The organism is Rhizobium sp. CG4 (assembly GCF_023701965.1).
Taxonomy (GTDB): domain Bacteria; phylum Pseudomonadota; class Alphaproteobacteria; order Rhizobiales; family Rhizobiaceae; genus Agrobacterium.
Genome location: NZ_JABAEG010000003.1, coordinates 584,346 through 610,465, shown reverse-complemented (window position 1 = coordinate 610,465; position 26,120 = coordinate 584,346). Strand labels below are relative to the sequence as shown.

Annotated in this window: 27 protein-coding genes; 12 read left to right on the top strand and 15 right to left on the bottom strand. The window is 55.2% G+C overall.

All coding sequences use genetic code 11. The features are described 5' to 3' along the window. Positions 1–13 precede the first annotated feature (13 nt). Together rsmD and HGO37_RS13090 are read right to left on the bottom strand one after the other, a co-directional pair. The gene (gene rsmD / locus HGO37_RS13095) at positions 14–571 is read right to left on the bottom strand and encodes a 16S rRNA (guanine(966)-N(2))-methyltransferase RsmD (RefSeq protein ID WP_192487094.1); all 558 of its coding nucleotides are present in this window, start codon (positions 569–571) and stop codon (positions 14–16) included. Further along, a complete protein-coding gene (locus tag HGO37_RS13090; RefSeq protein ID WP_250983643.1) occupies positions 552–2,651 on the bottom strand; it encodes a pseudouridine synthase in 2,100 nt (699 codons plus the stop codon). Before HGO37_RS13090 ends, rsmD begins: the two co-directional genes overlap by 20 nt. A 70-nt stretch (positions 2,652–2,721) precedes the next feature. Here HGO37_RS13090 and HGO37_RS13085 point away from each other — a divergent pair, with 70 nt between their 5' ends. Continuing rightward, positions 2,722–3,177 carry a nucleoside deaminase gene (locus HGO37_RS13085; protein ID WP_250983642.1) on the top strand — a complete coding sequence of 152 codons (456 nt, stop codon included), beginning with the start codon at positions 2,722–2,724 and terminating at the stop codon, positions 3,175–3,177. Positions 3,178–3,235: 58 nt separating this feature from the next. Here HGO37_RS13085 and HGO37_RS13080 read toward each other — a convergent pair whose 3' ends face one another. The 5 genes from HGO37_RS13080 to chrA all read right to left on the bottom strand — a co-directional run bounded on the left by HGO37_RS13080 (position 3,236) and on the right by chrA (position 10,536). Further along, a complete protein-coding gene (locus tag HGO37_RS13080; RefSeq protein WP_192487091.1) occupies positions 3,236–3,868 on the bottom strand; it encodes a hypothetical protein in 633 nt (210 codons plus the stop codon). Positions 3,869–3,997: 129 nt separating this feature from the next. Then, positions 3,998–6,901, bottom strand: a complete 2,904-nt coding sequence (gene ileS / locus HGO37_RS13075; RefSeq protein WP_250983641.1) for an isoleucine--tRNA ligase — start codon at positions 6,899–6,901, stop codon at positions 3,998–4,000. 331 nt (positions 6,902–7,232) lie between these two features. After that, entirely contained in the window at positions 7,233–8,213 is a 981-nt protein-coding gene (locus HGO37_RS13070) for a bifunctional riboflavin kinase/FAD synthetase (protein ID WP_250983640.1), read from the bottom strand. A 16-nt stretch (positions 8,214–8,229) separates the two neighbouring features. Beyond that, complete coding sequence (locus tag HGO37_RS13065) at positions 8,230–9,078, bottom strand: TIGR01459 family HAD-type hydrolase (RefSeq protein ID WP_250983639.1); 849 nt, start codon at positions 9,076–9,078, stop codon at positions 8,230–8,232. A 105-nt stretch (positions 9,079–9,183) separates the two neighbouring features. After that, entirely contained in the window at positions 9,184–10,536 is a 1,353-nt protein-coding gene (gene chrA / locus HGO37_RS13060; protein WP_250983638.1) for a chromate efflux transporter, read from the bottom strand. 166 nt (positions 10,537–10,702) lie between these two features. Between chrA and groES the strand changes: the two genes are divergently transcribed. From groES to HGO37_RS13045, 3 genes are all read left to right on the top strand, one after another. Then, the gene (gene groES, locus HGO37_RS13055; RefSeq protein WP_027673890.1) at positions 10,703–10,999 is read left to right on the top strand and encodes a co-chaperone GroES; all 297 of its coding nucleotides are present in this window, start codon (positions 10,703–10,705) and stop codon (positions 10,997–10,999) included. Positions 11,000–11,072: 73 nt separating this feature from the next. Beyond that, a complete protein-coding gene (gene groL / locus HGO37_RS13050; protein WP_250983637.1) occupies positions 11,073–12,710 on the top strand; it encodes a chaperonin GroEL in 1,638 nt (545 codons plus the stop codon). 916 nt (positions 12,711–13,626) lie between these two features. Continuing rightward, positions 13,627–14,073: a hypothetical protein gene (locus HGO37_RS13045; protein ID WP_192487085.1), complete on the top strand. Its 447-nt coding sequence runs from the start codon at positions 13,627–13,629 to the stop codon at positions 14,071–14,073. Positions 14,074–14,130: 57 nt separating this feature from the next. On the opposite strand, the gene HGO37_RS13040 is transcribed toward HGO37_RS13045, so the two are convergent. Continuing rightward, positions 14,131–14,832, bottom strand: a complete 702-nt coding sequence (locus tag HGO37_RS13040) for a glutathione binding-like protein (protein ID WP_250983636.1) — start codon at positions 14,830–14,832, stop codon at positions 14,131–14,133. Positions 14,833–15,050: 218 nt separating this feature from the next. Here HGO37_RS13040 and HGO37_RS13035 point away from each other — a divergent pair, with 218 nt between their 5' ends. Next, positions 15,051–15,491, top strand: coding sequence for a DoxX family protein (locus HGO37_RS13035; RefSeq protein ID WP_250983635.1), 441 nt, complete (start codon positions 15,051–15,053; stop codon positions 15,489–15,491). A gap of 50 nt (positions 15,492–15,541) precedes the next feature. On the opposite strand, the gene HGO37_RS13030 is transcribed toward HGO37_RS13035, so the two are convergent. Genes HGO37_RS13030 through hisS form a run of 4 tightly spaced genes read right to left on the bottom strand, consistent with a single transcriptional unit; the run spans position 15,542 to position 19,341 of the window. Then, a complete protein-coding gene (locus HGO37_RS13030) occupies positions 15,542–15,955 on the bottom strand; it encodes a GFA family protein (RefSeq protein WP_250983634.1) in 414 nt (137 codons plus the stop codon). A gap of 56 nt (positions 15,956–16,011) precedes the next feature. Beyond that, the gene (hisG, locus tag HGO37_RS13025; protein ID WP_250983633.1) at positions 16,012–16,707 is read right to left on the bottom strand and encodes an ATP phosphoribosyltransferase; all 696 of its coding nucleotides are present in this window, start codon (positions 16,705–16,707) and stop codon (positions 16,012–16,014) included. Beyond that, entirely contained in the window at positions 16,704–17,825 is a 1,122-nt protein-coding gene (locus HGO37_RS13020; RefSeq protein WP_250983632.1) for an ATP phosphoribosyltransferase regulatory subunit, read from the bottom strand. The genes hisG and HGO37_RS13020 overlap by 4 nt, the downstream gene beginning before the upstream one ends. Position 17,826: 1 nt before the next feature. Beyond that, a complete protein-coding gene (hisS, locus tag HGO37_RS13015; protein ID WP_250983631.1) occupies positions 17,827–19,341 on the bottom strand; it encodes a histidine--tRNA ligase in 1,515 nt (504 codons plus the stop codon). Positions 19,342–19,699: 358 nt separating this feature from the next. On the opposite strand from hisS, the gene HGO37_RS13010 reads away from it, so the two are divergent. The 4 genes from HGO37_RS13010 to copM all read left to right on the top strand — a co-directional run bounded on the left by HGO37_RS13010 (position 19,700) and on the right by copM (position 21,638). Next, a complete protein-coding gene (locus HGO37_RS13010; protein ID WP_192487078.1) occupies positions 19,700–19,945 on the top strand; it encodes a DUF2798 domain-containing protein in 246 nt (81 codons plus the stop codon). Positions 19,946–20,027: 82 nt separating this feature from the next. Then, positions 20,028–20,792: a hypothetical protein gene (locus tag HGO37_RS13005; RefSeq protein ID WP_250983630.1), complete on the top strand. Its 765-nt coding sequence runs from the start codon at positions 20,028–20,030 to the stop codon at positions 20,790–20,792. Positions 20,793–20,837: 45 nt separating this feature from the next. Then, positions 20,838–21,194 carry a hypothetical protein gene (locus tag HGO37_RS13000; RefSeq protein ID WP_250983629.1) on the top strand — a complete coding sequence of 119 codons (357 nt, stop codon included), beginning with the start codon at positions 20,838–20,840 and terminating at the stop codon, positions 21,192–21,194. A gap of 75 nt (positions 21,195–21,269) precedes the next feature. Next, positions 21,270–21,638: a CopM family metallochaperone gene (gene copM / locus HGO37_RS12995; protein WP_502941416.1), complete on the top strand. Its 369-nt coding sequence runs from the start codon at positions 21,270–21,272 to the stop codon at positions 21,636–21,638. A gap of 69 nt (positions 21,639–21,707) precedes the next feature. On the opposite strand, the gene HGO37_RS12990 is transcribed toward copM, so the two are convergent. Continuing rightward, positions 21,708–22,151, bottom strand: coding sequence for a hypothetical protein (locus tag HGO37_RS12990; protein ID WP_250983628.1), 444 nt, complete (start codon positions 22,149–22,151; stop codon positions 21,708–21,710). Further along, entirely contained in the window at positions 22,148–22,777 is a 630-nt protein-coding gene (locus HGO37_RS12985; RefSeq protein WP_250983627.1) for a DNA-3-methyladenine glycosylase I, read from the bottom strand. Before HGO37_RS12985 ends, HGO37_RS12990 begins: the two co-directional genes overlap by 4 nt. Before the next feature lie 186 nt (positions 22,778–22,963). On the opposite strand from HGO37_RS12985, the gene HGO37_RS12980 reads away from it, so the two are divergent. Together HGO37_RS12980 and HGO37_RS12975 are read left to right on the top strand one after the other, a co-directional pair. Next, entirely contained in the window at positions 22,964–23,740 is a 777-nt protein-coding gene (locus HGO37_RS12980; protein WP_250983626.1) for a L,D-transpeptidase, read from the top strand. 134 nt (positions 23,741–23,874) lie between these two features. Further along, a complete protein-coding gene (locus HGO37_RS12975; RefSeq protein ID WP_250983625.1) occupies positions 23,875–24,573 on the top strand; it encodes a L,D-transpeptidase in 699 nt (232 codons plus the stop codon). A gap of 71 nt (positions 24,574–24,644) precedes the next feature. On the opposite strand, the gene HGO37_RS12970 is transcribed toward HGO37_RS12975, so the two are convergent. Beyond that, positions 24,645–25,025, bottom strand: a complete 381-nt coding sequence (locus tag HGO37_RS12970) for a DUF4870 family protein (RefSeq protein ID WP_250983624.1) — start codon at positions 25,023–25,025, stop codon at positions 24,645–24,647. 164 nt (positions 25,026–25,189) lie between these two features. Here HGO37_RS12970 and HGO37_RS12965 point away from each other — a divergent pair, with 164 nt between their 5' ends. Beyond that, positions 25,190–26,086, top strand: a complete 897-nt coding sequence (locus HGO37_RS12965; protein ID WP_250983623.1) for a LysR family transcriptional regulator — start codon at positions 25,190–25,192, stop codon at positions 26,084–26,086. The last annotated feature ends 34 nt before the right edge of the window (positions 26,087–26,120 follow it).

Genomic DNA, 26,120 nt, shown 5'->3' with positions numbered 1-26,120 from the left:
AACCGCATCATGATTACGGCTCGTAACGATAGAAATGCATCTTCGTATCGCCAAAGGTTCTCTGCTCCAGCGGCTTGAAGACGGGAGCAACACTGACCATGACGTCGCCACGCTCTTCGAGAATGGCCAGAGCGCCTGGCACCAACCAGCCGCCCTCATGCGCGGCAACAAAAGCCTTCTCACCCTGTCCCAGCCCATAGGGCGGGTCGGCAAAAAGCACATCGAAAGGTTCGATATTGTTGACGCTGCCAAGTTTGGTCGCATCCCGCCGCAGGATACGCGCCCGGCCGTGCAGGCCCAGCGCGTCGATATTTTCCCAGAGCAGACCACGGCCTTCAACGCCGTTTTCCACAAAAAGCGCAATACGACAGCCTCGGGACAATGCCTCAAGGCCGACGGCACCGGTGCCAGCAAACACATCGAGAATGCGCGTGCCATCCAGTGCTTCCGGATAGGCGTGGCTCAATATGTTGAACAGGCTTTCCCGGGTCCTATCGATTGTCGGGCGAATGCTGTTTGATTTTGGGGCCGCTAAACTACGGCCACGAAACTCACCGCCTACGATCCGCATTCCGTGTCATCCCTTTGCCACCTGAAGACTTGCCGCCGGGTCCCTTGCCAGGACCTTTGCCGCCGGGTTTGCCTCCAGACCCATTACCATCGAATTTGCCGCGTGCGCCGCCTTCGGAACGTTCACCGCGCGGTTTTCCAAAACCAGGTTTGCCGTCCGGACGTCCGCCGCCAGGTTTGCCACTGCGTGGCTTGTCACCAAATGGTCGCTCGCTGCGCTCGCCACGGGCCGGGCGATCACCAAACGGACGGTCACCGCGTGCCGGACGCTCAGAACGTTCGCCACGTTCAGCACGATCTCCGCGTGGCGGACGATCGCCATAAGGTTTATCGCCGCGTGGTGGGCGGTCACCGAAAGGTCTGTCGCCACGTGCTGGACGATCACCGTAAGGCTTATCACCACGTGGTGGACGGTCGCCAAAGGGTCTGTCGCCACGGGCTGGACGTTCGGAACGTTCCCCACGCTCCGGTCTGTCTCTAAAAGAACGCTCTTCGCGCGGGCGATCCCCAAACGAACGTTCGCCAGCGGGACGATCTCCACGTGGAGGCCGAGCACCGAACGGCTTGTCGCCACGGGCTGGTCGATCCGAGCGGTCGCCGAATGGTTTGTCACCCCGTGGCTTGTCACTGCGTGGGCGGTCACCGAATGACCGTTCGCCGCGTGGTCGGTCGCCACGCTCACCACGGCCACGGCCTTGTTCTTCGTCACGCGGTGGAGAATCGGAGCGAATCCACTCACCCTCTGCATCTGCATGGCGCACGACGCTACGGCGTGCTTCTTCCTGTGCAGATGGCTGCTTGAACAGGCTTTCAGCCTCAGCGCGCGCTGATGTCTTACGTGCCTTGCCATCGCGGGTCGGCTTTGCACCGGGTGCCATCCAGACATTGGCAGTACGGCTGCTGCCCAAAGCAGGACGGGATGGACGGCGATCGTCGCCTTCGTTTTCGTCGCGGCCTTTCGCGCCAAATTTCGAACCGGGCTTGGAACCAAATTTCCCGGCGGGCTTGTCAGAACGTTTTGTATCGAGGCGTCCTAGCGAACGTTCACGGTCGTCGCGCTTATCGCCGGATCTTGCTGGACGTGAATTGTCATCGCCGTCCGAGCGCTTTGCCCACTCACCCTTTGCAGGACGGGCAGCTGGTGCCTCATCGTCTTCTGCACCGGCATTGTCGTTATAAAGCGGCGCTTCGAAGTTGGCGCCAGCAGCTTCAATCAGGCGTGGACCCAACTGATCGCGCAACATGCGTCCACGAACTTCCACAACCTTGCCTTCCGGCAGGTCACCCAATTGGAAAGGACCGTAGGAGATACGGATCAGGCGGTTAACTTCCAGACCGAGCGCACCGAGAACGTTCTTGATTTCACGGTTCTTGCCTTCACGCAGACCCATGGTAATCCAGACATTGTGGCCCTGCTTGCGGTCCAGCGTCGCATCAATTGCGCCGTAGAGAACGCCGCCGACGGCAATGCCTTCCTTCAGCTTGTCCAGTTCTGCCTGATCGACCTCACCATGGGCCCGCACGCGGTAACGGCGCAGCCAGCCAGTGGTGGGCAGCTCCAGTACACGAGACAATCCACCGTCATTGGTCAGAAGAAGCAGACCTTCGGTATTGATGTCCAGGCGGCCGATCGACAGAACGCGCGGCAATTCTTCCGGCAGGTTGTCAAACACTGTCGGACGACCTTCAGGATCGAAATTGGTGGTCACCAGACCGGCAGGCTTGTGGTAGAGCCACAGGCGGGTGCGTTCTGCGCCACGGATCGGCACGCCATCCACTTCGATCTGATCGGCAAGTGTTGCATTCACGACCGGCGAATCAAGCTTGACGCCGTTCATTGAAACACGACCTTCCATGATCATGCGCTCGACATCACGTCGCGATGCGACCCCTGCCCGTGCCATGATCTTGGAAATGCGCTCCGGCTTGCCGACCGGCGCGTCTTCAGCTGCGACCTTTGCGGCGGCCGCCTTGTCATAGGACTGTTTTTTCGCCGCCGGCTTGCCTTCTGGCTTGCCAGGCTTGCGATCACGGTCAAATTTCTTGTCACCACCGCGCGTCGGCTTGTCTTTGAATGTCATTTGTTGTTTGCCTGTTGTTTGCCGTGTCCTATCAGGTCAAACGGCCGTGGTTAAGAGGAAATTGCAGACAATGGCGGAAACAATGCATTTCATGGACCTTGCCTTTGCGGCTGCGCAAGAGGCTGGAGAAAAGCAGGAAGTTCCTATTGGCGCTGTGGTCGTCCTCGATGGTTATGTTATTGGCAGTTCCGGAAACCGCACACGTGAACTAAATGATGTCACGGCACATGCCGAAATCATGGCGATCCGCATGGCATGTGAGGCATTGGGGCAGGAACGGCTAAGCGGCGCCGACCTGTATGTGACCCTTGAACCATGCACGATGTGCGCTGCCGCCATATCATTTGCACGTATTCGCAGACTGTATTACGGCGCCGAAGACCCCAAGGGCGGCGGCGTTGACAATGGTGTGCGTTTTTACCAGCAGCCGACCTGCCACCACGCACCCGATGTTTATTCCGGCATAGGCGAAACTTCGTCCGCGCAGCTGCTCAAAGATTTTTTCCAGAGCAAGCGAGAGGATTAAAACGCTGCGATCTCATGCCGTCGCGATAAGGGCAACGGCATGATACCTCAACCGGTCATTATTGGAATGGCATCCACCACTTGCTGCCCTGCTTGGCAGCTGCGGCCTCTTTCTTAAGGCGCTTGGCCTTTTTCTGTTCCGGTTCGCCCAGATCATTCAACTCTTCTTGTGAGGCTGAACGATAGCCGGTTGGCGGGTCTGTCAGGTATTTGCGCTGGCCGTTGACGGCGTTGCCGCCTGAGGCTTCCGCCTTGGCCTTACGGAATGCTTCCCACTTCTGGCTTTCGGTCATCTGGCCATTGGTGCCATTGCCTGCCAGGAGTGGCGAACGGTAGTTCGGGTTGTTCTTGTTGGCTTCCGCCTCTTCACGCAGGCGCTCGCGGGTTTCTTCCGGCGCTTCCACCCATTGCGGGTTGTTTTCGCGGCTGGCAAGAGACTGCTGCGGCTGGTTGAGCTGACGTGTGTTGGCGTTGGCAGGCACAACGAGACCCGGACGCGGCGTGTATTTCAGATTGCGATTTTCCTGATTGCCGGTCAGCGAAACCGACGAACCCAGATCTTCGACAAGCTGCTCCATGGAGGATTTGCCCGTGCCATAGGTCGGACTGCCGGTACATGCACTCAAGGCCAGGCAAGCGGTGAGAACACCTGCGATACCGCCGGACATGCGTAAACCTTGCATCATCTTCATCGAACCCTTCAAGCCAAGCCAGAACAAAAGACATAGCCAATTTCATTTGGCAATGCTGGGAAAATCCGGCCAATTTCAGGCAGGTTTACCGGATGAAGCACCAAAGTGCAATTCATCCGGTCATTTTCCTTAGTTTACTGCGGCCAATTCACGCAACGCTGCTGCATCACGCGCCGATACGTCAGGATATTCAGGATCGGAGCCGACATCAGCCGTAATCCGCCAGGACCGTGCGCACTTCTTGCCTTCGGCCAGCTTCTGCTCAACCGAAACCTTCTGTACTTCGTTCAGACGGAAGGCATCAGACGCACCCTCACCCGTCACCACCGAGATGGCAGAGGTGATGCAGATTTCTGCGAAATCCTGGCCTTCAAGTGCCTTTAGCAGTTCCGGATCTGCAATGTGCACAACCGGAGCGGCTTCCAGCGAAGAACCGATACGCTTTTCACGGCGCTCGATTTCAAGCGCGCCGGTGACAACCGTGCGAACCTTGCGGATCTTGTCCCACTTGGCGGCAAGCGCATCGTTTTTCCATTCACCCGGCACAGTTGGGAACTGCTCCAGATGAACCGATTCGCTTTGTGGATAACGCGAGAGCCACGCTTCTTCTGTGGTGAATGGCAGCATTGGCGCCAGCCAGCTCACCAGGCAATCGAACAGCTTGCGGATAACCGCAAGCGATGCACGACGCTTGAGCGAAGACGGAGCGTCGCAATAAAGCGTGTCCTTGCGAACGTCGAAATAGAATGCCGACAATTCAACATTCGAGAAATCGATCAGGGCACGGGCGATCTTCTTGAATTCGAAGGCGTCGTAACCTTCGCGGACAACCTTATCCAGCCCAGCCAGACGGTGCAGCATCAACTGCTCCAGTTCTGGCATGTCGGCATAGGCAATGTCTTCACCGGTGTCATGCGCGAGCGTACCAAGCATCCAGCGGATGGTGTTACGCAGCTTGCGATAGGCATCGATATTGGTTTGGATGATGGCCTTGCCGAGACGCTGGTCTTCCCAGTAGTCGGTCGTCATAACCCACAGACGCAGGATGTCAGCGCCGGATTCCTTCATGACGTCCTGCGGAGCGACAACGTTTCCAAGCGACTTGGACTGTTTGCGGCCCTGTTCGTCCATGGTGAAACCGTGGGTAACGACAGCCTTGTAAGGCGCACGGCCACGCGTTGCGCAGCTTTCCAGCAGCGACGAGTGGAACCAGCCGCGATGCTGGTCAGAACCTTCCAGATAAACATCGGCTGGCCATTTCAGGTCAGGGCGATCTTCCAGCGTGAAGGTGTGCGTGCAACCACTGTCGAACCACACGTCAAGGATATCCATGACCTGGTGCCACTTGGCATGATCGTGCTCGTCGCCGAGGAAACGATCCTTGGCGCCATCTGCAAACCATGCATCTGCACCCTCAACCTCGAACGCTTCAAGGATGCGGGCATTGACGGCGTCGTCCACCAGCACTTCGCCCTGCTCGTCTGCAAAAACAGCGATTGGAACGCCCCAGGCGCGCTGACGCGACAGCACCCAGTCAGGGCGGTTCTCGATCATTGCGCGCAGACGGTTTTGGCCGGACGCAGGCACAAAGCGGGTGTCGTCGATGGCCGAAAGCGAGCGCGAGCGCAGCGTGGTGCCGTCACCCAGTTCCTTGTCCATGTAGACAAACCATTGCGGCGTGTTGCGGAAGATAACCGGCTTCTTGGAGCGCCAGCTATGCGGGTAGCTGTGCTTCAGACGGCCGCGTGCAAACAGGTTATTGCCGGCGATCAGCGCCTTGATGACACGATCATTGGCATCACCCTTCTTGCCGTTATCGTCCATGACGCGTGCGGGACCGCCTTCAGCCGACGGACCGAAGCCCGGAGCATCCTCGGTGTAAAAACCGTCATCACCAACCGGGAACGGGATTTTGGGCGAGATGCCGCGCGCTTCCAGTTCGCGAACACTGGCCATCCACGCGTCAAAGTCTTCGCGACCATGGCTTGGTGCGGTGTGCACAAACCCCGTGCCGGCATCGTCAGTGACGTGATCGCCGTCCAGCAGCGGAACCGCAAAGTCGTAACCCAGGGATGCCAACGGATGGGCGCAGGTGACCGACGCCAACTCCTCCGCTGTGACACCACGCAGCAACTTGAACGTAACCTTGGCCTTGGCTGCAGCATCATCCGCCAGGCGGGTGGAGAAGATGAGCTTTTCGCCGGGCTGTGGTCCAAAATCATTGGTCGCCGTTTCAACTTCGTACAGGCCGTAAGGGAAACGCGACGAGAACGAGATCGCGCGGTTGCCTGGGATTGTCCAAGGCGTTGTCGTCCAGATGACAACAAAGTTGCCCTTCAGGTCAGCCGGGCCTTCGACAACCGGGAACTTCACCCAGATCATGTCGCTTTCGACATCAGCATATTCAACTTCGGCCTCAGCCAGAGCCGTGCGTTCGACAACCGACCACATGACCGGCTTGGAGCCGCGATAAAGCTGACCGCTTTTGGCGATCTTCAACAGTTCGCCAGCGATCCGCGCTTCCGCGTGGAAGTTCATGGTCGTGTAAGGGTTTTCAAAATCGCCTTCGATGCCGAGACGCTTGAATTCCTCCGACTGCTTCGCGATCCAGCCAGCTGCAAAATCACGGCACTCCTTGCGGAACTCGTTGATCGGAACTTCGTCCTTGTTCTTGCCCTTGGCGCGGTAGGCTTCTTCGATCTTCCATTCGATAGGCAGACCGTGGCAATCCCAGCCAGGAACATAGTTGCTGTCGAAACCGCGCATCTGGAACGAGCGCGTGATAACGTCCTTGAGGATTTTGTTGAGTGCGTGGCCGATGTGGATATTGCCATTGGCATAGGGAGGGCCATCATGCAGCACGAACTTCTCACGTCCTGCGGCCGAAGCACGAAGGCGCTTATACAGGCCCATTTCCTGCCAGCGCTTTACTGTTTCCGGCTCTTTTTGCGGCAAACCTGCACGCATCGGGAAGTCCGTCTGCGGCAAATAGAGCGTGGAGGAATAGTCTATTTTTTCTGCGGTGTCGTTCATAACCGTACCGTTACTGAGGCGCCCTCATGGGGTCGCGTCGTATTGATTTTGATAAACAAAAGCGGAAAGCGCCTCGACAAGCGCCAACATCCCGGACCTTCCGGCTGTTACAGCGGGCGGAAGGCCGGGCCAATAATTCGGGATATGAACGTCGACCGATATTGGAACATAGTGCCGGTTCTTTAAGGCGTTTCAGCCCGTTTGAAAAGAGAATAGATGGTGATAGCGCCTCAATAGCCCGCCACCCGCCAAAAAAATGCAACAAAATCGCCCTCCTGCCTTGCAATCAAGCATTGTCCGCTCGAATTTTCCGGCCGGATGGCAAGACTTGTCAAAAAGCGATTTTTGCATCCAGTTCGCCCAGCGGACGAATACCTGACAGAAGCGCCCTAGCCTCTTCTTCGTCGCGCTTGATCTGGGCGACAAGTGGCTCGAGCCCGTCAAACTTCAACTCATCGCGCAGATGACCAAAGAACGATACGGAACAGGTTTCGCCGTAGAGATCGCCCGAAAAATCGAACACAAATGTTTCCAGCAATGCGGCGCCATTTTCCGTGACGGTCGGGCGGTAACCGAAGCTCGCCACACCATCATGAAGCGTGCCATCGGCACGACGGAAGCGCACGGCGTAAATGCCGGGTTTCAGTGCAGTCTCCGGAGGAAGCGCCATATTGGCGGTTGGATACCCCAAGGTGCGGCCAAGTTGCTGGCCTTTGATAACCACTGCCTCAACCGTATAACGATAACCCAGAAGTCCGGCAGCGCCGACAACATCGCCCTGGGTCAGCAATGCCCGGACACGACTGGACGATACCACCTCTGCACCTTCATCCCGGAAGGCATCAATCAGCGCGACATCAAAACCGTAACGTTTGCCCGCTTCCATCAGGAATGCAGGCCCGCCTTCACGACCTTTGCCGAAATGAAAATCAAAACCTGTCACCACTGCACTGGCACCCAACCAGTCCGACAATATGGATTTGACGAACTCATCGGCAGAGCGCTGCGAAAAATCATGGTCGAACGGATATTCGATGACCGACTGGAAACCTTCGGCTTCCAGCAAACGCGCCTTGAGCGACGCAGGGCTCAGACGGAAAACAGGTTCATCCGGTTTGAAAATCGTGCGCGGATGCGGCTCAAACGTCAGCACCAGCGCAGGTACGCCACGCGACCTGGCCAATTCCAGTGCCCGCTCAAGCACAGCCCGGTGGCCGCGATGCACGCCATCGAAATTGCCGATGGCAATGACCCCACCGCGAAGATTTTCCGGCAGCGGCTCTTTTTTTTCGTTGCGATGAAATACTGTCATTTCCGCCAATTCCTGTTTACGCCAGACGTGGCATCCACCAGCCAGGCGCCGCACCCTGCCCCTTCAGATAGGCATTGAGCAATGCCTCATCCGTCTGGCCGTTCAGCGTATATTCCGCAGCGTGAATGCCACCGCTTATATAGAGCAATTGCAGGCCGTTCGAGAGGGCGCCCTTGACATCTGTCGGCATGCCGTCGCCGATTGCCAAGATCCGCTCCTGCGGAAACGGGCCACGAACCTCTTCGGCCGCAGCTAGGCACGCCTGATAGATTGGCGTGTGCGGCTTGCCAGCAATACGGACCTCGCCGCCAAGCTGCCCATAATAGGCAGCCATGGCACCTGCACATGGAATGATGCGCTCGCCGCGCTCAACCACCAGATCGGGGTTTGCACAGATCATTGGTACGGAGCGGGCAATAAAGCCCTTCAGCATATCGGTGTAGTCTTCAGGTGTTTCGGTTTCATCATCGAAGAAGCCGGTGCAGACAACCGATTCCGCGTCGGCTTCTGGTACAATTTCAACGTCCAGTCCGTCGAGCAACGGCAGGTCACGTTCCGGTCCGAGCAGGAAAACCTTGCTTGGGCCTTCGGCGATCAGTCCACGTGTCACGTCTCCTGAGGTGATGATGCGGTCATAGGCAGTATCGGGAATGCCGAGCACGCGCAGCTGAGCAATCACACCGGGCGCCGGGCGCGGAGAATTGGTAATCAGCACCACGGTCTTGCCCACCTTGCGCGCTTCTTCCAAGGCAACGGCCGCATCCGGAAATGCCGAAACGCCGTTGTGCAAAACACCCCATACATCAGACAGAATGACGTCGAACTGCTCGGTAATGTCGCCAAGAGTGGTTATGCGGTGGGCCATGAGTACTTTCCGGGTAAAAGACAATTGAGGCTGACATTGCAAAGCGCAACGTCGATGGCAAGAAAAAAAGCCACCGGATTGAAAGGCAAGTTGACGTTACGGCGGTTAACCGCCGACCCAGAGGCGGGCGAAACCGGCGGCGATGCACAACGCCAAAACCGGCACCATGCCAAGCTTGAAGCGAAACAGCATCAGTGTTGAGGCCACAAACAGTGCGAGCGCAACCGGATCCAGCGTGTTCCACACCGGCACCGACAGGTTGAGATTGATGACAGGGACGAGCGCCACACGCTCGACATCCCGAAACAGCACATGCAGGCCAAACCAGACAGAAAGATTGAGAATGACACCAACGACGGCAGCGGTGATTGCTGACAAGGCGGCAGAAAGCCTGCGGTTGTGGCGCGCACTTTCCATGTAAGGTGCACCAAGAAAAATGAAAATAAAGCTGGGCACGAAGGTTGCCCATGCCGCAACACTTGCCCCCATGACACCTGCCAAAAGCGGATCAAGCAGGCCGGGATTTCTGAACGCTGCGAGAAAACCGATGTATGACAGCACCAGCACCAGCGGACCAGGCGTCGCTTCCGAGAGGGCCAGACCATCAAGCATTTCACCTGCTGTCATCCAGCCGTGGGTTTCGACAGCAATCTGCGCCACATAGGCCAGCACCGCATAGGCACCGCCAAAGGTCACAACGGCCATCTTTGAGAAGAAGGTTTGCAATTGCGCCAGGGTTTCAGGTGCCGCAAAAATCCAGATCAAGGCAAAGGGGATTTGCCAGATAGCAAGACCACACAGCAGGCCGACCGCTCTTTTGTGCAAAGGCGGCACGTCGATCTTTGGCGCGCTTCCTAAAGAAGGCGATTGCTCACCAGCTGCACTGGAGGTCATGGCTCTTCGCGCCACAAACCAACCGACAGCACCGGCGATTAGGATCACCAACGGGAATGGCAGACCAAACAGAAACAGAGCAATGAATGCTGCGCCAGCGATATACATAAGAGACCGACTGACAAGGGCACGTTTTGCCACCCGCAGCAGTGCTTCAATGACGATGGCGAGAACGCCAGCTTTCAGACCTGACAACAATGCTGGCAGCCAGTGGGTATCCTGATAAAGCGCGTAAGCTGCCGCGAGCGCCACGATGACGATAAAGCCAGGCACAATAAAAAGTGTTCCGGCAATGATGCCACCGCGCCTGCCATGTAAAAGCCAACCGCAATAGGTGGCAAGTTGTTGTGCTTCTGGACCGGGCAGCAGCATGCAATAATTCAAAGCATGTAGAAACCGCTCCTCAGAGATCCAGCGGCGTTCATCAACCAAGATACGGTGCATCATGCCGATCTGACCGGCCGGACCGCCAAAGCTAAGCAGGCCGATCCGGGCAAAGGTCGCAGTCAACTCAAAAAATGAGGGGCGGGTAGTCGGAATGTCGGGGCGCAAAAAATCTGTCATGCAGACGCAGTAACCATTTTACATGAAATTTTTCCGACAGGCCGTCCTTGACTCGTACAGGTAGCCTGCTTATCTCCGTCTCGCTGGCACTCACATACAGGGAGTGCTAACACTATCCAGATGGATCACAAGATCCATGAATGTCATTTGATCGAGGGATTAGACAATGGCAAGCACAACTTTCCGCCCGCTTCACGACCGCGTTGTCGTTCGTCGCGTTGAGTCCGAAGCAAAGACCAAGGGCGGCATCATCATTCCTGATACCGCTAAGGAAAAGCCACAGGAAGGCGAAATCGTCGCCGTCGGTTCCGGCGCTCGTGACGAGTCCGGCAAGGTCGTCGCTCTCGACGTCAAGGCTGGCGACCGCGTTCTGTTCGGCAAGTGGTCCGGCACCGAAGTCAAGCTCGACGGTGAAGACCTTCTGATCATGAAGGAATCCGACATCATGGGTATCATCGGCTAATCTGCCGAACCCGTCGTTTCCTTAAATTTTAAGCCGGACACCGTCCGGCAATTCGAAACCAGGAGTTTTGAAAATGGCAGCTAAAGAAGTAAAATTCGGCCGCAGCGCACGCGAAAAGATGCTGCGCGGCGTAGATATTCTTGCAGACGCAGTGAAGGTAACTCTCGGCCCTAAGGGTCGTAACGTTGTTATCGACAAGTCCTTCGGCGCACCGCGCATCACCAAGGACGGCGTTTCGGTCGCCAAGGAAATCGAACTGGAAGACAAGTTCGAGAACATGGGCGCACAGCTCGTTCGCGAAGTTGCATCCAAGACCAACGACATTGCAGGTGACGGCACCACGACCGCTACCGTTCTGGCGCAGGCCATCGTTCGCGAAGGCGCAAAGGCCGTTGCAGCTGGCATGAACCCAATGGACCTGAAGCGCGGTATCGACCTCGCTGTTGCAGAAGTCGTCAAGGACCTGCAGGCAAAGGCAAAGAAGATCAACACGTCCGAAGAAGTTGCACAGGTCGGCACGATCTCTGCAAACGGCGAACGTCAGATCGGTCTCGACATTGCTGAAGCAATGCAGAAGGTTGGCAACGAAGGTGTTATCACCGTTGAAGAAGCCAAGACTGCTGAAACCGAACTCGAAGTCGTTGAAGGCATGCAGTTCGACCGCGGTTACCTGTCTCCTTACTTCGTAACCAACCCAGAAAAGATGATTGCGGATCTCGAAGACGCATACATCCTTCTCCACGAAAAGAAGCTTTCGAACCTGCAGGCTATGCTGCCAGTTCTCGAAGCTGTTGTTCAGACCGGCAAGCCACTCGTCATCATCGCTGAAGACGTAGAAGGCGAAGCTCTTGCTACGCTCGTCGTCAACAAGCTGCGTGGCGGCCTGAAGATCGCTGCTGTTAAGGCTCCTGGCTTCGGCGACCGCCGCAAGGCCATGCTCGAAGACATCGCCATCCTGACCGGTGGTACAGTGATCTCCGAAGACCTCGGCATCAAGCTCGAAAACGTTACGCTCGACATGCTCGGCAAGGCGAAGAAGGTTTCGATCTCCAAGGAAAACACAACGATCGTAGACGGCTCCGGCCAGAAGTCCGACATCGAAGGCCGCGTTGCCCAGATCAAGGCTCAGATCGAAGAAACTTCTTCTGACTACGACCGCGAAAAGCTGCAGGAACGTCTTGCCAAGCTCGCTGGCGGCGTTGCCGTTATCCGCGTTGGCGGTTCGACAGAAGTTGAAGTTAAGGAAAAGAAGGACCGCATCGACGACGCTCTCAACGCGACGCGCGCTGCTGTTCAGGAAGGTATCGTACCAGGCGGCGGCGTTGCCCTGCTGCGTTCCTCCACGAAGATCACTGTCAAGGGCGAGAACGACGATCAGGAAGCTGGCGTCAACATCGTTCGCCGCGCTCTGCAGGCTCTGGTTCGCCAGATCGCTGAAAACGCTGGTGACGAAGCATCTATCGTTGTTGGCAAGATCCTCGACAAGAACGAAGACAACTACGGCTACAACGCTCAGACCGGTGAATACGGCGACCTGATCGCACTCGGCATCGTTGACCCTGTCAAGGTTGTTCGTACAGCTCTGCAGAACGCAGCTTCGGTTGCTTCGCTGCTGATCACCACTGAAGCCATGATTGCTGAACTGCCGAAGAAAGACGCTCCTGCAATGCCAGGCGGCGGCATGGGCGGCATGGGCGGTATGGACTTCTAATCAGTCCTACTCGTTTCGTATACGAAAGGGCGATCTTCGGATCGCCCTTTTTTGTTTGCGCCAATACTATTCTTGTAACGTTAATGCGCGCGGTTAAGCAAAACGGTCAGCACACAGGTCTTATCGGTTTTGCCAATCTAAATGTGAGATTGGGCCTTTCGCGCCCCCGGCGCCTTCACAACGTGCGCATCCTTCACAGTTTTGCCTCAGATCTCAGCAAAACAGTTTTGACGGCAGTCACTATTTTATGTTTCAAATGCCGTTTGCAACAAATTAGAAATACAAAATTATCTAATATGAATCATTATGGGACAGCATTGATGTTAGAAAATACTTGTCGCGGTGGAAAAATAGAGTATGAGGACTTTCTTCTTCCGTCCCTGAGCTTACCGGATGGTAGATGCTGACAGACGAACACCCTTGAAAACCTAGCAAATTGTCGTATTTTCGAGTTATCGCGGAAAAAACATAGTATGTGATGTTTTTTAGCAAAAATGCATTGCCGTTTAAAAAAAAGAAACTATAAATCCTGCGCGAATAGCAGATATTTACAACTCTAAGATAAAATTTCAGAGCGCGTCTAAAACGAAAAGCATTTATCAAGACTCGCCGACATTCGTATGAGTGAATACTTTGCGCATTCGCAATATTCACGATTTCAGGTTTCTCATGATGAGCAACCAGCATCGCAATGCCACATGCTTCAGCGAAAAACGCAATCTGAAGTGTGTCACGCGCAAGTGTACCGGAACTTTGCGATAACGATACGTAAAACAACAGCTTAAACTACGCCAGCAAATCGGGGTCATCGCGACGTGTTTGAGTATGGGAATTGTTAAAGTGCCATTTTGCATTCCAATATCGTCAGGTACGAGAGACCAGCGAATGCATTCCGGCATAAAATTCGGGGACTACTGTGTTTAAGATTTCGCGAAACAACAATGCCGAATTTTCCCCTTCATGGAGCCACGAGGACCATGGAATTTTTTCGCAGCTCTGCGTTTCGGAGAAATGGACCGGCAACCTGTCAAACGGCATCATTGAACTTGGCAGCCTGTCGTCGTCACTTCATGGTCTTGAAGGTAAAGAATGCGGCTTGCTTAGCCTGATGCGTTGTTATGATCCCCATGATCGCGCCAGCATTCTGGCCCTGTTCGAGCAAGCTTCTATGGCTGCATCACGCTTTTGTTTCACAACAACGGTGAAAATAGACGGCAACAAACGCCAACCAGTGTTCTGTGCAGGCGAATCTCGCGGCCAAGAAGAGCGTTTTTACGGCAGCATAACCGGCCTCTTCATGTTCCCACGCTTTCAGGTGCCTGTTGGTCAGAATGCATTTTATTCGACCCGTTTCGCGCAATAAGCTCCAACTCCGACCGATATAGGGTATGGGACCGTGGAAGGACAAACCAGCCCTTTCCTAGGCCGGAACTTTTAGGCCCTTTATGCTGGCTGGGCGAGATTCTGCTTTATGGTGCCACGCTGCAACAGCGGGATAACGTTCCAATTGCAGAGCCTCCCTCGCGCCATAATGGACTTCCAGGCCCCGCACCCAAGGAAATGTCGCGATGTCGGCGATCGAATAGTCATCACCTGCCAGCCATTGATTGTGCTCCAGCCATTTTTCCAAAACACTCAGCAGGCGCTGGGTTTCTTCACGATAACGGTCCGTCGCGTATGGATTATTCGCGACCTTGTCGGAGGCATACTTAAAGAAATGGCCAAACTGGCCGAACATCGGGCCGACCCCACCAACCTGAAAAAATAGCCATTGTATCGCAAGATACCGCTTCTCCGGATCGCGGGGCAAAAGTTTCCCAGTTTTTTCAGCGAGATACAGCAGGATGGCACCGGACTCAAAAATACCAATGGGCCGTTTGTTTGGCCCATGTGGATCTATGATTGCGGGTATGCGACCGTTGGGATTGAGCGACAAAAACTCCATCGATTTCTGGACATTGGTTCCTATATCGATCTTGTGAACCTCATAGGGTAGCCCCAATTCCTCCAACGCAATTGCAACCTTCACGCCATTGGGCGTGGCAAGTGAATAAAGCTGTATGATGTCTGGATTGGTGGCCGGCCATTGAGTGGTCACAGGAAAAGCAGAAAGATCGATCACGGCACATCTCCTCGGTCGTTATGAGACTGTATGCGCATTGCAAATATTTTAATGCTTGCAACTAAACCCGAAAGTCATCGCTTCGGATCTTTATTGTTCATCAATTGCGAACAAATCGTCTTTGTTCGTCTATCTTTCGTAAACAGACAAACTGATCCAAATATGGTTGCAGAATTCAGCATCACACACAATCGCCTACACGGCGCATGGAGCCTTATATGTCTGCAACAAATTCCAATACCAACAGCCTGATCTTGCTTGGCGCACGCGTACTTCTTGCCGCCATGTTCCTGCTCGCAGGTTTTCCTAAACTCATCGATCCGTCCGGCACCGCTGGCATGATCGCCGGCGCTGGCCTGCCTGCCGCAACCGCGCTTGCTTACATTGCCGGCATCTTTGAAGTCGTTTCCGGTCTTGCGATCCTTCTCGGTTTCCAAACGAAGATTGCAGCATTTGCTCTCGCGCTCTTCTGCTTGTTCACCGCATTCGTCTTCCATAATGGCCCGATTGTTGTCCCCGACTTTCCTGAAGGCGCAAACAACCTCCTGACCATGTTCAACGGCTTAATCTTCTGGAAAAACATTGCGGTCGCAGGTGGTTTCCTCGGCCTGGCAGCAGCTGGCGCTGGCGCCTATTCCATCGATGGTCGTCGCGGCTAATAAGCCCTTCTTGAAAAACACAAAAACCGCCGGATTGTTCCGGCGGTTTTTTATTCCACATAGTCTTTCTCATGGGATGGAAGATCATCGATCTGCGACAGCCATGCCACTGAGGAGCGCGCCCATATCTGGGCTTTGGGAGCCAACACATCACGCTCGTTGATGCTGCCCCATCGAATTCCCCATTCCTTCTCGTCCTCGCCCTCGCCGCTGGTAAACAGGGGCGAACCGCACTCTGGACAAAAATATTGCCGGCGGGCACGGCCGTTATCACCGACCTTCCGGTAGAGCTTGGGTTGGTTATCGAGAATTTTAAGATCGGCCCTCGGAACGAGCAGTGTGACGCGGAAGGGTGAGCCGGTTAGTCTCTGGCAATCAGTGCAATGGCAAATGCCCACACGGCTCGGATCGGCTTCCGCTTCAAATTTGACATGGCCACAGTGGCATTGCCCGCTAATATGCATGATAGCCTCCCTCTTCAGGCAGGCCATCATAAATGAACAGTACAGAAACCGACAGTCTAAAGGGCAGACTGCACGCGGGTGATGATATCTTTCACTACCGCATCGCCCTCATGTTCAGGCTTGCGTGCCCGCACAAAGCAGGCCTCGGAGCGCAGGATGACGCCATCCGACAAGATCTTTAGGTGGTTTGCCTTCAGTGTCGAACCCGTCGAGGTGATATCAACGATGATATCTGCTTGACCTGCAGCAGGTGCGCCTTCGGTGGCACCAAGGCTTTCGACAATGCGATAAAGTTGAATGCCATGGCTGCCGGAAAAATACTGCTGCGTCAGACGCCAGTATTTCGTGGCAATGGCCAAACGACGTCCATGGCGCGCACGAAATTCGGCCGCCACATCACCAAGATCCGCCATGCTGTCGACATCCAGCCAGATCTCCGGCACGGCCACAACAACATCCGCACGACCAAAACCGAGGCGTGCACAAAATTCGACACGTCCATCGGCATTATCAAGTCCTTCGCGCACAAGATCTTCACCGGTCACGCCGAAGTCTACGGTGCCATTGCCGATCTCACGAGCAATCTCAGAGGCAGACAGATAGGCGATCTCGATGTCGTCGCGTCCGTCAACACGGGCGCGATAGGAACGATCATTGCCTATGGCAGAAATCTTCATGCCTGCCCGTTCGAGAATGGCAGAGGATTCCTCTTTCATGCGACCCTTGGAGGGCAGGCCAATGGTGATGGTCATTTGGAAGCCCTCGCCATTTCAATACGGTCCAGCCACAGGGAGAAGCCAACGGCGGGGATACGATCCGTTGCGCCGAGCAGCGTCATGAGCCGGTCAAAACGTCCGCCACCCGCCAGCACTTCAACACTGCCAGTTTTGGTGATTTCGAACACAAGGCCGGTGTAATAGTCCAGCGGACGCCCGAAGGCTGCCTTGTACTGAATGTTATCCAAGTCGGCACCGGAATTTGCCAGCGCAGCCACACGGCCATCGAAGGTGGAGAGAGCTGCGCCGAGCTGCAAACCGGCCTCCTGCGCAAAGGCGGCAAGCGCCTCGGATGCACCTGACAATGGCGCCTTCAAGGACAGGAATGTCTTCAGGGTGTTGAAATTATGGTCGGAAAGACGGGTGGCCGCCAATGCCAGCTTTTCGCGCAGACGTCGGGCAATTTCTGCCGGTGCGCGGCTTGCATTGGTGGAATAACCGGTCTGCTGCATGACGGTATCGATGTAACCGACAAGCTCCGTTTCATCGCCTGAGGCAAGCAGGCCTGCTACCCGCGAATCCAGTCCCGTTACCGGTTTTGGATTGATCAGTCCCTCGAGCAGGGCTTCCAGTTGCTGGATATTGCCAAATGCCTGCACAAGCCGCTTTTGCCAACCGGATGGCAGGCCAAGGGCTGCAACAACCGCTTCGAAAACCTTCTGGTCGCCCAGCGTTATCGACAGCGTCTGCGATGGCAAAAGTCTGTTAAGGACCGCCGTTGCGTCAACGATGGCGCGGGCGTCAGATGCAGCGATATCCGCATCGCCCAAATCCTCGATACCGGCCTGGTAAAATTCGTTGGCGCCTTCACGACGCTGGCGAAATACCTGCCCCATATACGAATAACGTTTCGGCGTCCCGGTTGCCGTTTCGATGTGGCGAAGGCAAACGGGAATGGTGAATTCCGGGCGCAGGCAAAGGCTAGCGCCGGTTTCGCTTTCGGTCAGGAAAATACGGCGGCGCAAATCTTCGCCCGCCATATCCAGAAACGGTTCGGCGGGCTGAATGACAGGCGTATCGATGCGCACTGTCTTGCGCTTGGCAAATTCATCCAGCAGTTCACCGGCAAAATCCGGCATGTCGATGAAAGGCATGTTACCCTGCCCGCGCCCGGTCGTCAGCCTGTGCGGCCAGAATTTCCTTTACCTTGGCAACGAGTTCAGCTTCCGGAACGGTTTCCTGCGCCACACGTGCTTCACGCCAAGTCGCATTGTCCTCGATCTCGCCGGAAAGTCGCTTACCCTCGATCAGATCCTTGATCTGAACGACGCTCTGCGCACGCTCATCACCGCCTTGAATGATGGCGACAGGAGAACCTAGGCGGTCGGCATATTTCAGCTGGTTGCCGAACTTCTTCCAGTTGCCCTGATACATTTCGGCGCGGATGCCTTCGGCGCGCAGTGCCTGTGTGAAACGCTGGTAACGGCCCATGCTTTCCACATCACCGTCCATGACGGTAATCAACACAGGCGCCAGTGCCTTTTGCTGGCCAAGCTTGCCAAGGTTCTTCAGCGCCGTCATCAGGCGCGAAACACCAATGGAGAAACCGGTCGCCGGAACAGGCTGGCCCATGAAGCGGGATACCAGACCATCGTATCGGCCACCGCCGCCGACTGAACCGAATACGACCTTGTCACCCTTGTCATTGGTAACGTCGAAGGTCAGTTCAGCTTCGTAAACCGGGCCAGTGTAATATTCGAGACCACGCACGACGGACGGGTCGATCTTGATGCGGGTTTCATCGTAACCGGCACTGGTCACCAGCGCGCCGATGATATTCAGTTCTTCGACGCCTTCTTCACCCTTCGAGGTGCCGGCAACGAGTGCTGCCAGATCAGCGGCGCTTTCCGCGTAATTCTTGATACCTACGAAGAACAGAACCTTTTCGATCTGTCCGTCATCAAGGCCTGCGCCCTTGGTGAAATCGCCTGACTCATCCTTGCGGCCGGGACCGAGCAGCAGCTTGACGCCTTCAGGGCCAAACTTGTCCAGCTTGTCGATGGCACGCAGAACGTTAAGACGGCGGGCAGCATTTTCGTCGCCACCCAGACCCAATGCTTCCATAACGCCGTCGAGAACCTTGCGGTTGTTGACGCGAATAACGTAATCGCCACGCTTGATGCCCAACGCTTCCAGCGTATCGGCCATCATCATGCACATTTCAGCATCGGCCTGCACACCGGCAGCACCAACCGTGTCAGCATCAAATTGCATGAACTGCCGGAAACGGCCGGGACCCGGCTTTTCGTTGCGGAACACATAGCCAGCGCGGTAAGTGCGGAATGGCAGCTGAATTTCGTTGAAATTTTCTGCGACATGACGGGCGAGAGGCGCGGTCAAATCGTAGCGGGCGCTCATCCACTGTTCATCATCGTCCTGCAGCGAGAACACGCCTTCATTTGGGCGATCACTGTCGGGCAGGAATTTTCCAAGCGCATCGGTGTATTCGAACAGCGGTGTTTCGATCGGATCGAAACCGTAAAGTTCGTACACCTTGCGGATTTTTTCGACCATTTCATTGGTGGCATGAATGTCGGCAGCCGAACGGTCCACAAATCCACGCGGCAAGCGTGCTTTCAGTTTCTGCGGTTTCTTCTGCTTTTCACTCATTTTTACCATTCCGGTCTTCTTCAGGATAATGCCGGTTCTTAGAGGATCGGGCTGCATGCGGCAAGCACGAACACGACCAATCTGGCCTCAGAGAATGGGCCAGCGGTCGATAAATCAGCACAAGTCCTGCCGATTGGATTTTGTCGCAGCAAGGGATCGACCCAAAGCCGCTTTTATCAGTACGGCTTCCCGCATCCTAAGCGCTTGCGAAGCGCCATACCATCTGTTAGTCGCTTGCCCGTTGCATGCAGCAACCGTAAGCGTCTGACGTCAAGCAACGCACCTAACCCTTCGTCATCCGGAGGGCGCTTATCCAAGGTGCTGTCCATGAAGACGAATTTCCAGAAAGCGAAGCTTTATGAAACTGTCACGCTTACCCGCGAAATATGGTGCGCTTCTGACACCTTTGATCCTGTCGATCATCATGACCTTCATCGTGTCGCTGATTGCCACCGTCAAGGCGGTCGGTATCAGCGATTTCTCGGCACGTGAATGGATGTCGGCATGGGGCCTGTCGTGGATGGTTGCCTTCCCGACGCTTCTTCTTGTGCTGCCGCTGGTGCGCAGGATCGTCGGGCTTTTGGTAGCCCCTCACCGCGCCTAACGTGTTACGCCGCGCTCAATACGAGCGCGGCTTCCGCCAGCAAACTCTTTCAAACACCCTGCAAAAAACCGATAAAGGCATCATGATTCTCGAAGCCATCCATTATGCTGCCACGTTTGCCGTCACTCCACGGGAGTTCCGGCCTTATATTCGTTACAGCATAAACCTGTGGGCGCGTGCCAAACGCTGCACACAGGATTGGAAGGTGCATGAAGAAAACTGTAAGCGCACCATACTGGAACGCGCTGCTAAACTGCGGCAACGGCGAACCGCTGTCGTGCTGGGCTCCGGCCTTTGGCGCGATGTGCCCGTCAGAGAGCTCTGTCGACTGTTCGACACCGTCGTGTTGATCGATCTTGTCCACCCGGCCAGCGTGAAGCTCGAACAATCATTCCGCAAACTGAAAAACCTGCGATTCGTTTACCGCGACCTCTCCGGTTATGAAGACGCAGCGGAAGATCGACCCGGTGAGCCACTAGGGTTTCTGCGGCTGGTGCCCTATCTCGATTTTGTCGTTTCAGCCAACGTGCTTTCACAGATCGGCACCGGTGCCCGCGACCGACTGTCGAAACACGGGCTGGAAACCAGAGAACAGGACGTTCTGCCCCGGCTGATCAAGGCGCATGTCGAGGGGTTGGAAAACCTGCCCTGCGCAGTCTGTCTGCTGACCGATACCGACTACACGGTTATCGATCGTAACGGAAACACCCATGAAACCGTAGATCTGTTGTATGGCGTGGAAACGCCAACACCTGTTTCAGACTGGGTATGGCCGGTGGTGCCATTGGGTGAAGAGAGCCGCGATTACAAAGTCGTGCACAAGGTGATTGCTGTTGACGTGCGCTGATCGCCAGCTTTAAATCAGCCTATGCGATTTGCGGCAAAAGCATTGATGATCTTGGCATGGCTGTTTTACGGGTTGATCCCGGCACAGTCTGCTTTTCTCATTCAGCCGATGAACGTTCGCCCCATCATGCAGGACATGATAGGCGATAAGTCCTCTCATTCAGATCATAAAAAGGTCGACCACACTTCCGCGCATCAGCAGCAGGCGGCCCAGAAAGGCGAACCCTGCCCGCACCGCGGAGACATGAAACACAGTGGCTTATGTACCGCCTGTCTGACGACAGCACCGCACATCACTGTTTTCGAGAGCGGAAAACACATCTTCGTCTATCCGGTACCGGATTTTGGTGACGTTTTCCTGACCTCCGGCTCTGCGCCACCGATCCCGCCTCCCCGATCCTGATTTCTTATCGTTCAAAATCAAAACCGCGGATCATCCGCTTTACCCTGAAACAATGAGAACTCAGGATTTATACTCATGACCAAAACACTTCTTTTGACGGCGGCCTTTGCTGCGATGCTCGCTGGCCAACCCCTGGCGCAAGACACCAACAGCCATGCCGGTCATGGCGCGGCGGCTCAAACGCAAGAGAGCCCATCGACCAAGGCGTTCATGGAAGCGAATGACAAGATGCACGGCGACATGTCGCTGGAATTTACCGGTGATACCGACGTAGATTTCGTACGTGGCATGATCCCGCACCATCAGGGCGCTATCGATATGGCCCGCATTCAGCTGCAATACGGCAAGGATCCTGAAATTCGCAAGCTGGCCGAAGAGGTCATCAAGGCGCAAGAAGGCGAGATTGTCATGATGAAGGAATGGCTGAAAAGCAAAGGCCACTAAACAATAAAAAAGGGAATGCGCCTGATGGGCGCATTCTCCCTTATATCAGTAAAGACGCAGGCATCGGCGTCAGTTTTTCTCGATACGTAAATCGTAATGAGCACCCAACCCGCGGCGTGGTGCACTGAGGATAAGAATGGGACGGATAAGCCACCAGCTATCCTTGTTAGCCTTTAGAGTGGCGACCTTCACCCCGGCATCGCTGAAAAAAATTGCGTCGTCATCGGGATCGGCCATATCGAAAACCGCAAAATTCAAGAATTCGCTTGAGGACGTAAGTGTGATCCGCATGGCGTCGCCCGCCTTGACATTGAGACGGTAGACATTGCCTCTGCCTTGACGCGTCCAGCCGCCGACATGCAGACCTTCCGGCGTAAAAGAGCCAAGATCTTTCAGCACTTCGCCAGGGTTGAGCCATGACGGCCTCTCATCTTGTGCCACTGCCGTGATTGGCGCGGCACATGATGCAAGAAGCAACATCAGAAAATGGCGTTTTTTCAACTCGTCGCTCAAGGACGTACAAACTCCGCGCGCAGTTTTTTCACCCGGTTCCGGCAATAACAACCCTCGATATGATCATTGACCATGCCCATGGCCTGCATGAAAGCATAAACGGTGGTCGGGCCCACAAATGTCCAGCCACGTTTTTTCAGGTCTTTAGATAATCGCACCGAGGTTGGTGTTGTCGGGTTGGCTCTCAGTTCCTGATAATCGAACACCGCCGGACGCTGGTCCGCAGACGGTTCATAACTCCAGAAATAATGGGCCAGCGTGCCAAATTCCTGTTTCAGGTCCAGCGCACGCCGCGCATTGTTGATGGTGGAAACAATCTTGCCACGATGCCGCACAATGCCTTTGTCGGCCAGGCACCTGTTCACATCATCCTCGGTAAAAGCTGCAACGATGGAAAAATCGAACCCACTGAAGGCGGCGCGGAACGCCTCGCGCTTGCGCAGGATGGTCAGCCAGGACAGGCCAGACTGAAACCCTTCAAGACAGATTTTCTCAAACAGCCTGATATCATCGACCACAGGCTTGCCCCACTCTTCATCATGGTAGTGACGGTAATCTTCAAGCCCCTGATGCCACGAGCAGCGCACTTGTCCATCCGGACCCGTCAGAAGCCCATTTTCACTCATCTGATGCCATCCCTCGTGCAAATCACCATGGAATTACCATTGATTCACCCTGTTTCAAAACCCCGCAGTAACCTTACGACAAGGTTTCCATGATCCCGCCTGTTTTAATTAATCGGCATTTACCATTCGCTTGTCCGAAAGTGAGAACGTCAAAACATGTTTCGGTGCATGTAACGAGTAGATCCGATGACGATGAAGTCTCTATGTCTGGCATTAAGCCTTGTTTCTGTCTTTTCTTCAGCCGCTTTGGCAAATGACCGCTATCGCGAACGGCCTCCGGTTATTGTCAGCCCCGATCTTTCGGCACCGTGGCTAATGCAGCTTGGTGGCGGCAGTGCACGTCCCGTGGTGGTACCGCAGCGCCAGACTGTACGTCAGCCAGTTTACCAGCGCCAGCAGGCGGTCAATGTTCGTCCAACCCGCCAGTATAACGGCGTGACAAGCCAGCGTCCGGCCGGTGTGCAGCAGGTTGCTGTACGACCAAATTCACCGGCCAAGGCACAGATCGCGCCGCAGTTCCTGCCACAGATCGTATCCTACCAGACACAGCATCCGGCCGGCACAATCGTTATCGATACGCCGAACCGTTTCCTCTATCTGGTTCTGGCCGATGGCAAGGCACGTCGTTACGGCGTTGGCGTTGGCAAGCCCGGCTTTGAATGGGCGGGCACCCACCAGGTTACCCGCAAAGCGGAATGGCCAAGCTGGACACCACCGAAAGAAATGATCACCCGCGAAGCGGCAAAGGGTCATTATCTGCCGGCATTCATGGAAGGTGGTCCGCAAAATCCAATGGGTGCACGCGCCATGTATCTCGGCTCGACCCTGTACCGCATTCACGGCACCAACCAGCCATGGACAATCGGCAGCAACAATTCTTCCGGCTGCATCCGCATGCGCAATGAGGACGTGACCGACCTCTATGAGCGCGTCAATGTCGGCACCAAGGTTATCGTCATGTAAGGCTTTAAAGCCGACAAACAGAACATGACATTCCGGCAGTATAGCGTGTATTGCCGGAACAGATGCACGTTAAGACTTGCGTTCACGGGCGGCTTGGCTAACTTCAGCCTGTATCAGGTTTGAGGGGAGCATAGATGAACCGAAGAGATCTTCTTGCATCAGCCATGGGGATGGCAGCGCTGACTGTGATTTCCGTACCATCCGCGCAGGCAGTCACACTCGCCGACAAGGCGTTGAACGTACCCGCAGGCACCGATGTCCAGCCGGTGGCAATTCAGAAAAAGCAGGTTGAGGAAAAATACAAACGCCGCGTCGTTCGTCTTTCCACCAGCGAAACGCCCGGCACGATCATCGTCGATACCAACAACAAGTTTCTCTATTTCGTTGAAGGCAAGAACCGCGCGACCCGCTACGGCATTGGCGTCGGACGCGATGGTTTCGGTTGGTCCGGTGTTGTGAAAGTCGGCCGTAAGGCGGAATGGCCCACATGGACCCCGCCTGCTGAAATGCGCCGCCGCGAAGCCGCGAAAGGCCGCATTCTGCCAGCCGTTCAAAAGGGTGGCGAAGACAATCCGCTGGGCGCACGCGCGCTTTATCTCTATCAGGGCGGACGCGACACCATCTTCCGCATTCACGGCACAAACCAGCCGTGGACAATCGGTCTGAATATGTCATCCGGCTGCATCCGTATGATGAACAAGGATGTCGAACATCTTTATGCCCGCGCCGATATCGGCACGAAGGTCATCGTTGTCGGCCCGGGCAACAAGCAGGGCAACGTATCGTTCAACGATCGCGGTATTGATATTCTGCGCACCATTTTCGGTGGCTGACACACCATCCATGACAGGGTGGATGACGCCCTGTCATGGTTTTGCGATTTTGTCGCCGGTTGAATGATCCGTCAGATCAACCACTTGTAGGGATCAGCGATCGGTTCCTGATTACCGGCTTTCTGCAGTCCCACGACACAACGGACAACGACCCAGATAATCGTGGCCAGCATGCCCAGAAAACCGATGAAAACGACTGTCAGCATCAGTGATATGAAGCCGTAGAGAATGCCTATCCAAAAGGTCCTGATAGCCCAGATGTAATGCGACTGCATCCAACCGGTTGCCTTTGTCTTGTTCAGATAGGCGATAACAACTCCGACAATGCTGGTAATGCCGACAACGAAGCTGAGCAGATACAATATGTAAACCAGCTGGATGTTGGTTTTGCCCGGTTCGAGCCAGTTATCGTCAGGGGAGCGCACAGGTTCGTTGGACATAGGGTCTGCCATGAAATACCTCCGCTATTCATAACATTTACTTCCGCCTTCAACATTTAGGGCGTGTTTGGAATTTTACCAGATTGACCTGCCAGGAACGTCTTGCCTGACCCATGACGTGGCTAGCAATTGCTGCTATTGGATTGATGACCGTTCCGGCATAAATGGAAAAGATTTTGACCAATCTGGGTGACCTTGAAGTCTTCAATCTCGTGGCGCAATGCGGCAGCATGTCAGAAGCGGCGCGTTCCCTAGGATATTCGCCAGCGGTTATTTCCAAACGCATCAAACGACTTGAAGAACGCCTTGGGGTCCGTCTTTTCCAGCGCACCACACGTCAGCTTTCATTGACCGAAGCGGGTCAGGGGTTTTATGAGCGGGTTCAAGGCATTCTCGTCAGTCTGGGCGAAGCAGAGGATTTTGTCGCCGGACGCGCCAATGCCATTTCAGGGTCGCTGAAAATTTCGGCCCCCACCTCTTTCGGGCGCCTCCATATCGCACCCCACCTCAAACCCTTCATGGATGCCAATCCCGCCCTTGCCATCAACCTGGTGCTAAGCGACGAGTTCACCGATCTTGTGGCCGGCGGTTTTGATCTGGCCATCCGCATCGCCGACCTTAATGATTCAAGTCTTGTGGCACGGCGCCTAGCCCCGGTTCGCCGCGTATTGTGCGCCTCTCGCAGCTATGTCGAGACACATGGACTGCCGAAGGACATCAGCGACCTTGCCAACCATCGCTGCCTGCCGGCCCATAACAATGACAGTTGGCGGCTGGAGGGCCCCGATGGTGCCGTGACATTGCGGCCCGACGGCATGCTGGTCACCAACTCGAGTGAAGTTATTCGTGAAGCTGTCATCGCCGGTCTTGGCATTGCACTGCGCTCGACATGGGATATCGGGCAGGAACTGCGTGACGGTTCGCTCGTTCAGGTTTTGCCTGATTATGAGGGATCGAAAAACGTCTCGCTCTCGGCGGTTTATTCCAGTCGCAAACTGTTGCCTGCAAAAGTGCGGCTGTTCATCGACTACCTGACGACACTTTACGCACCAGTCCCCTACTGGGAGCGATGACACCGTCGTTTTTCAGTCGAAATACAGAAAAACC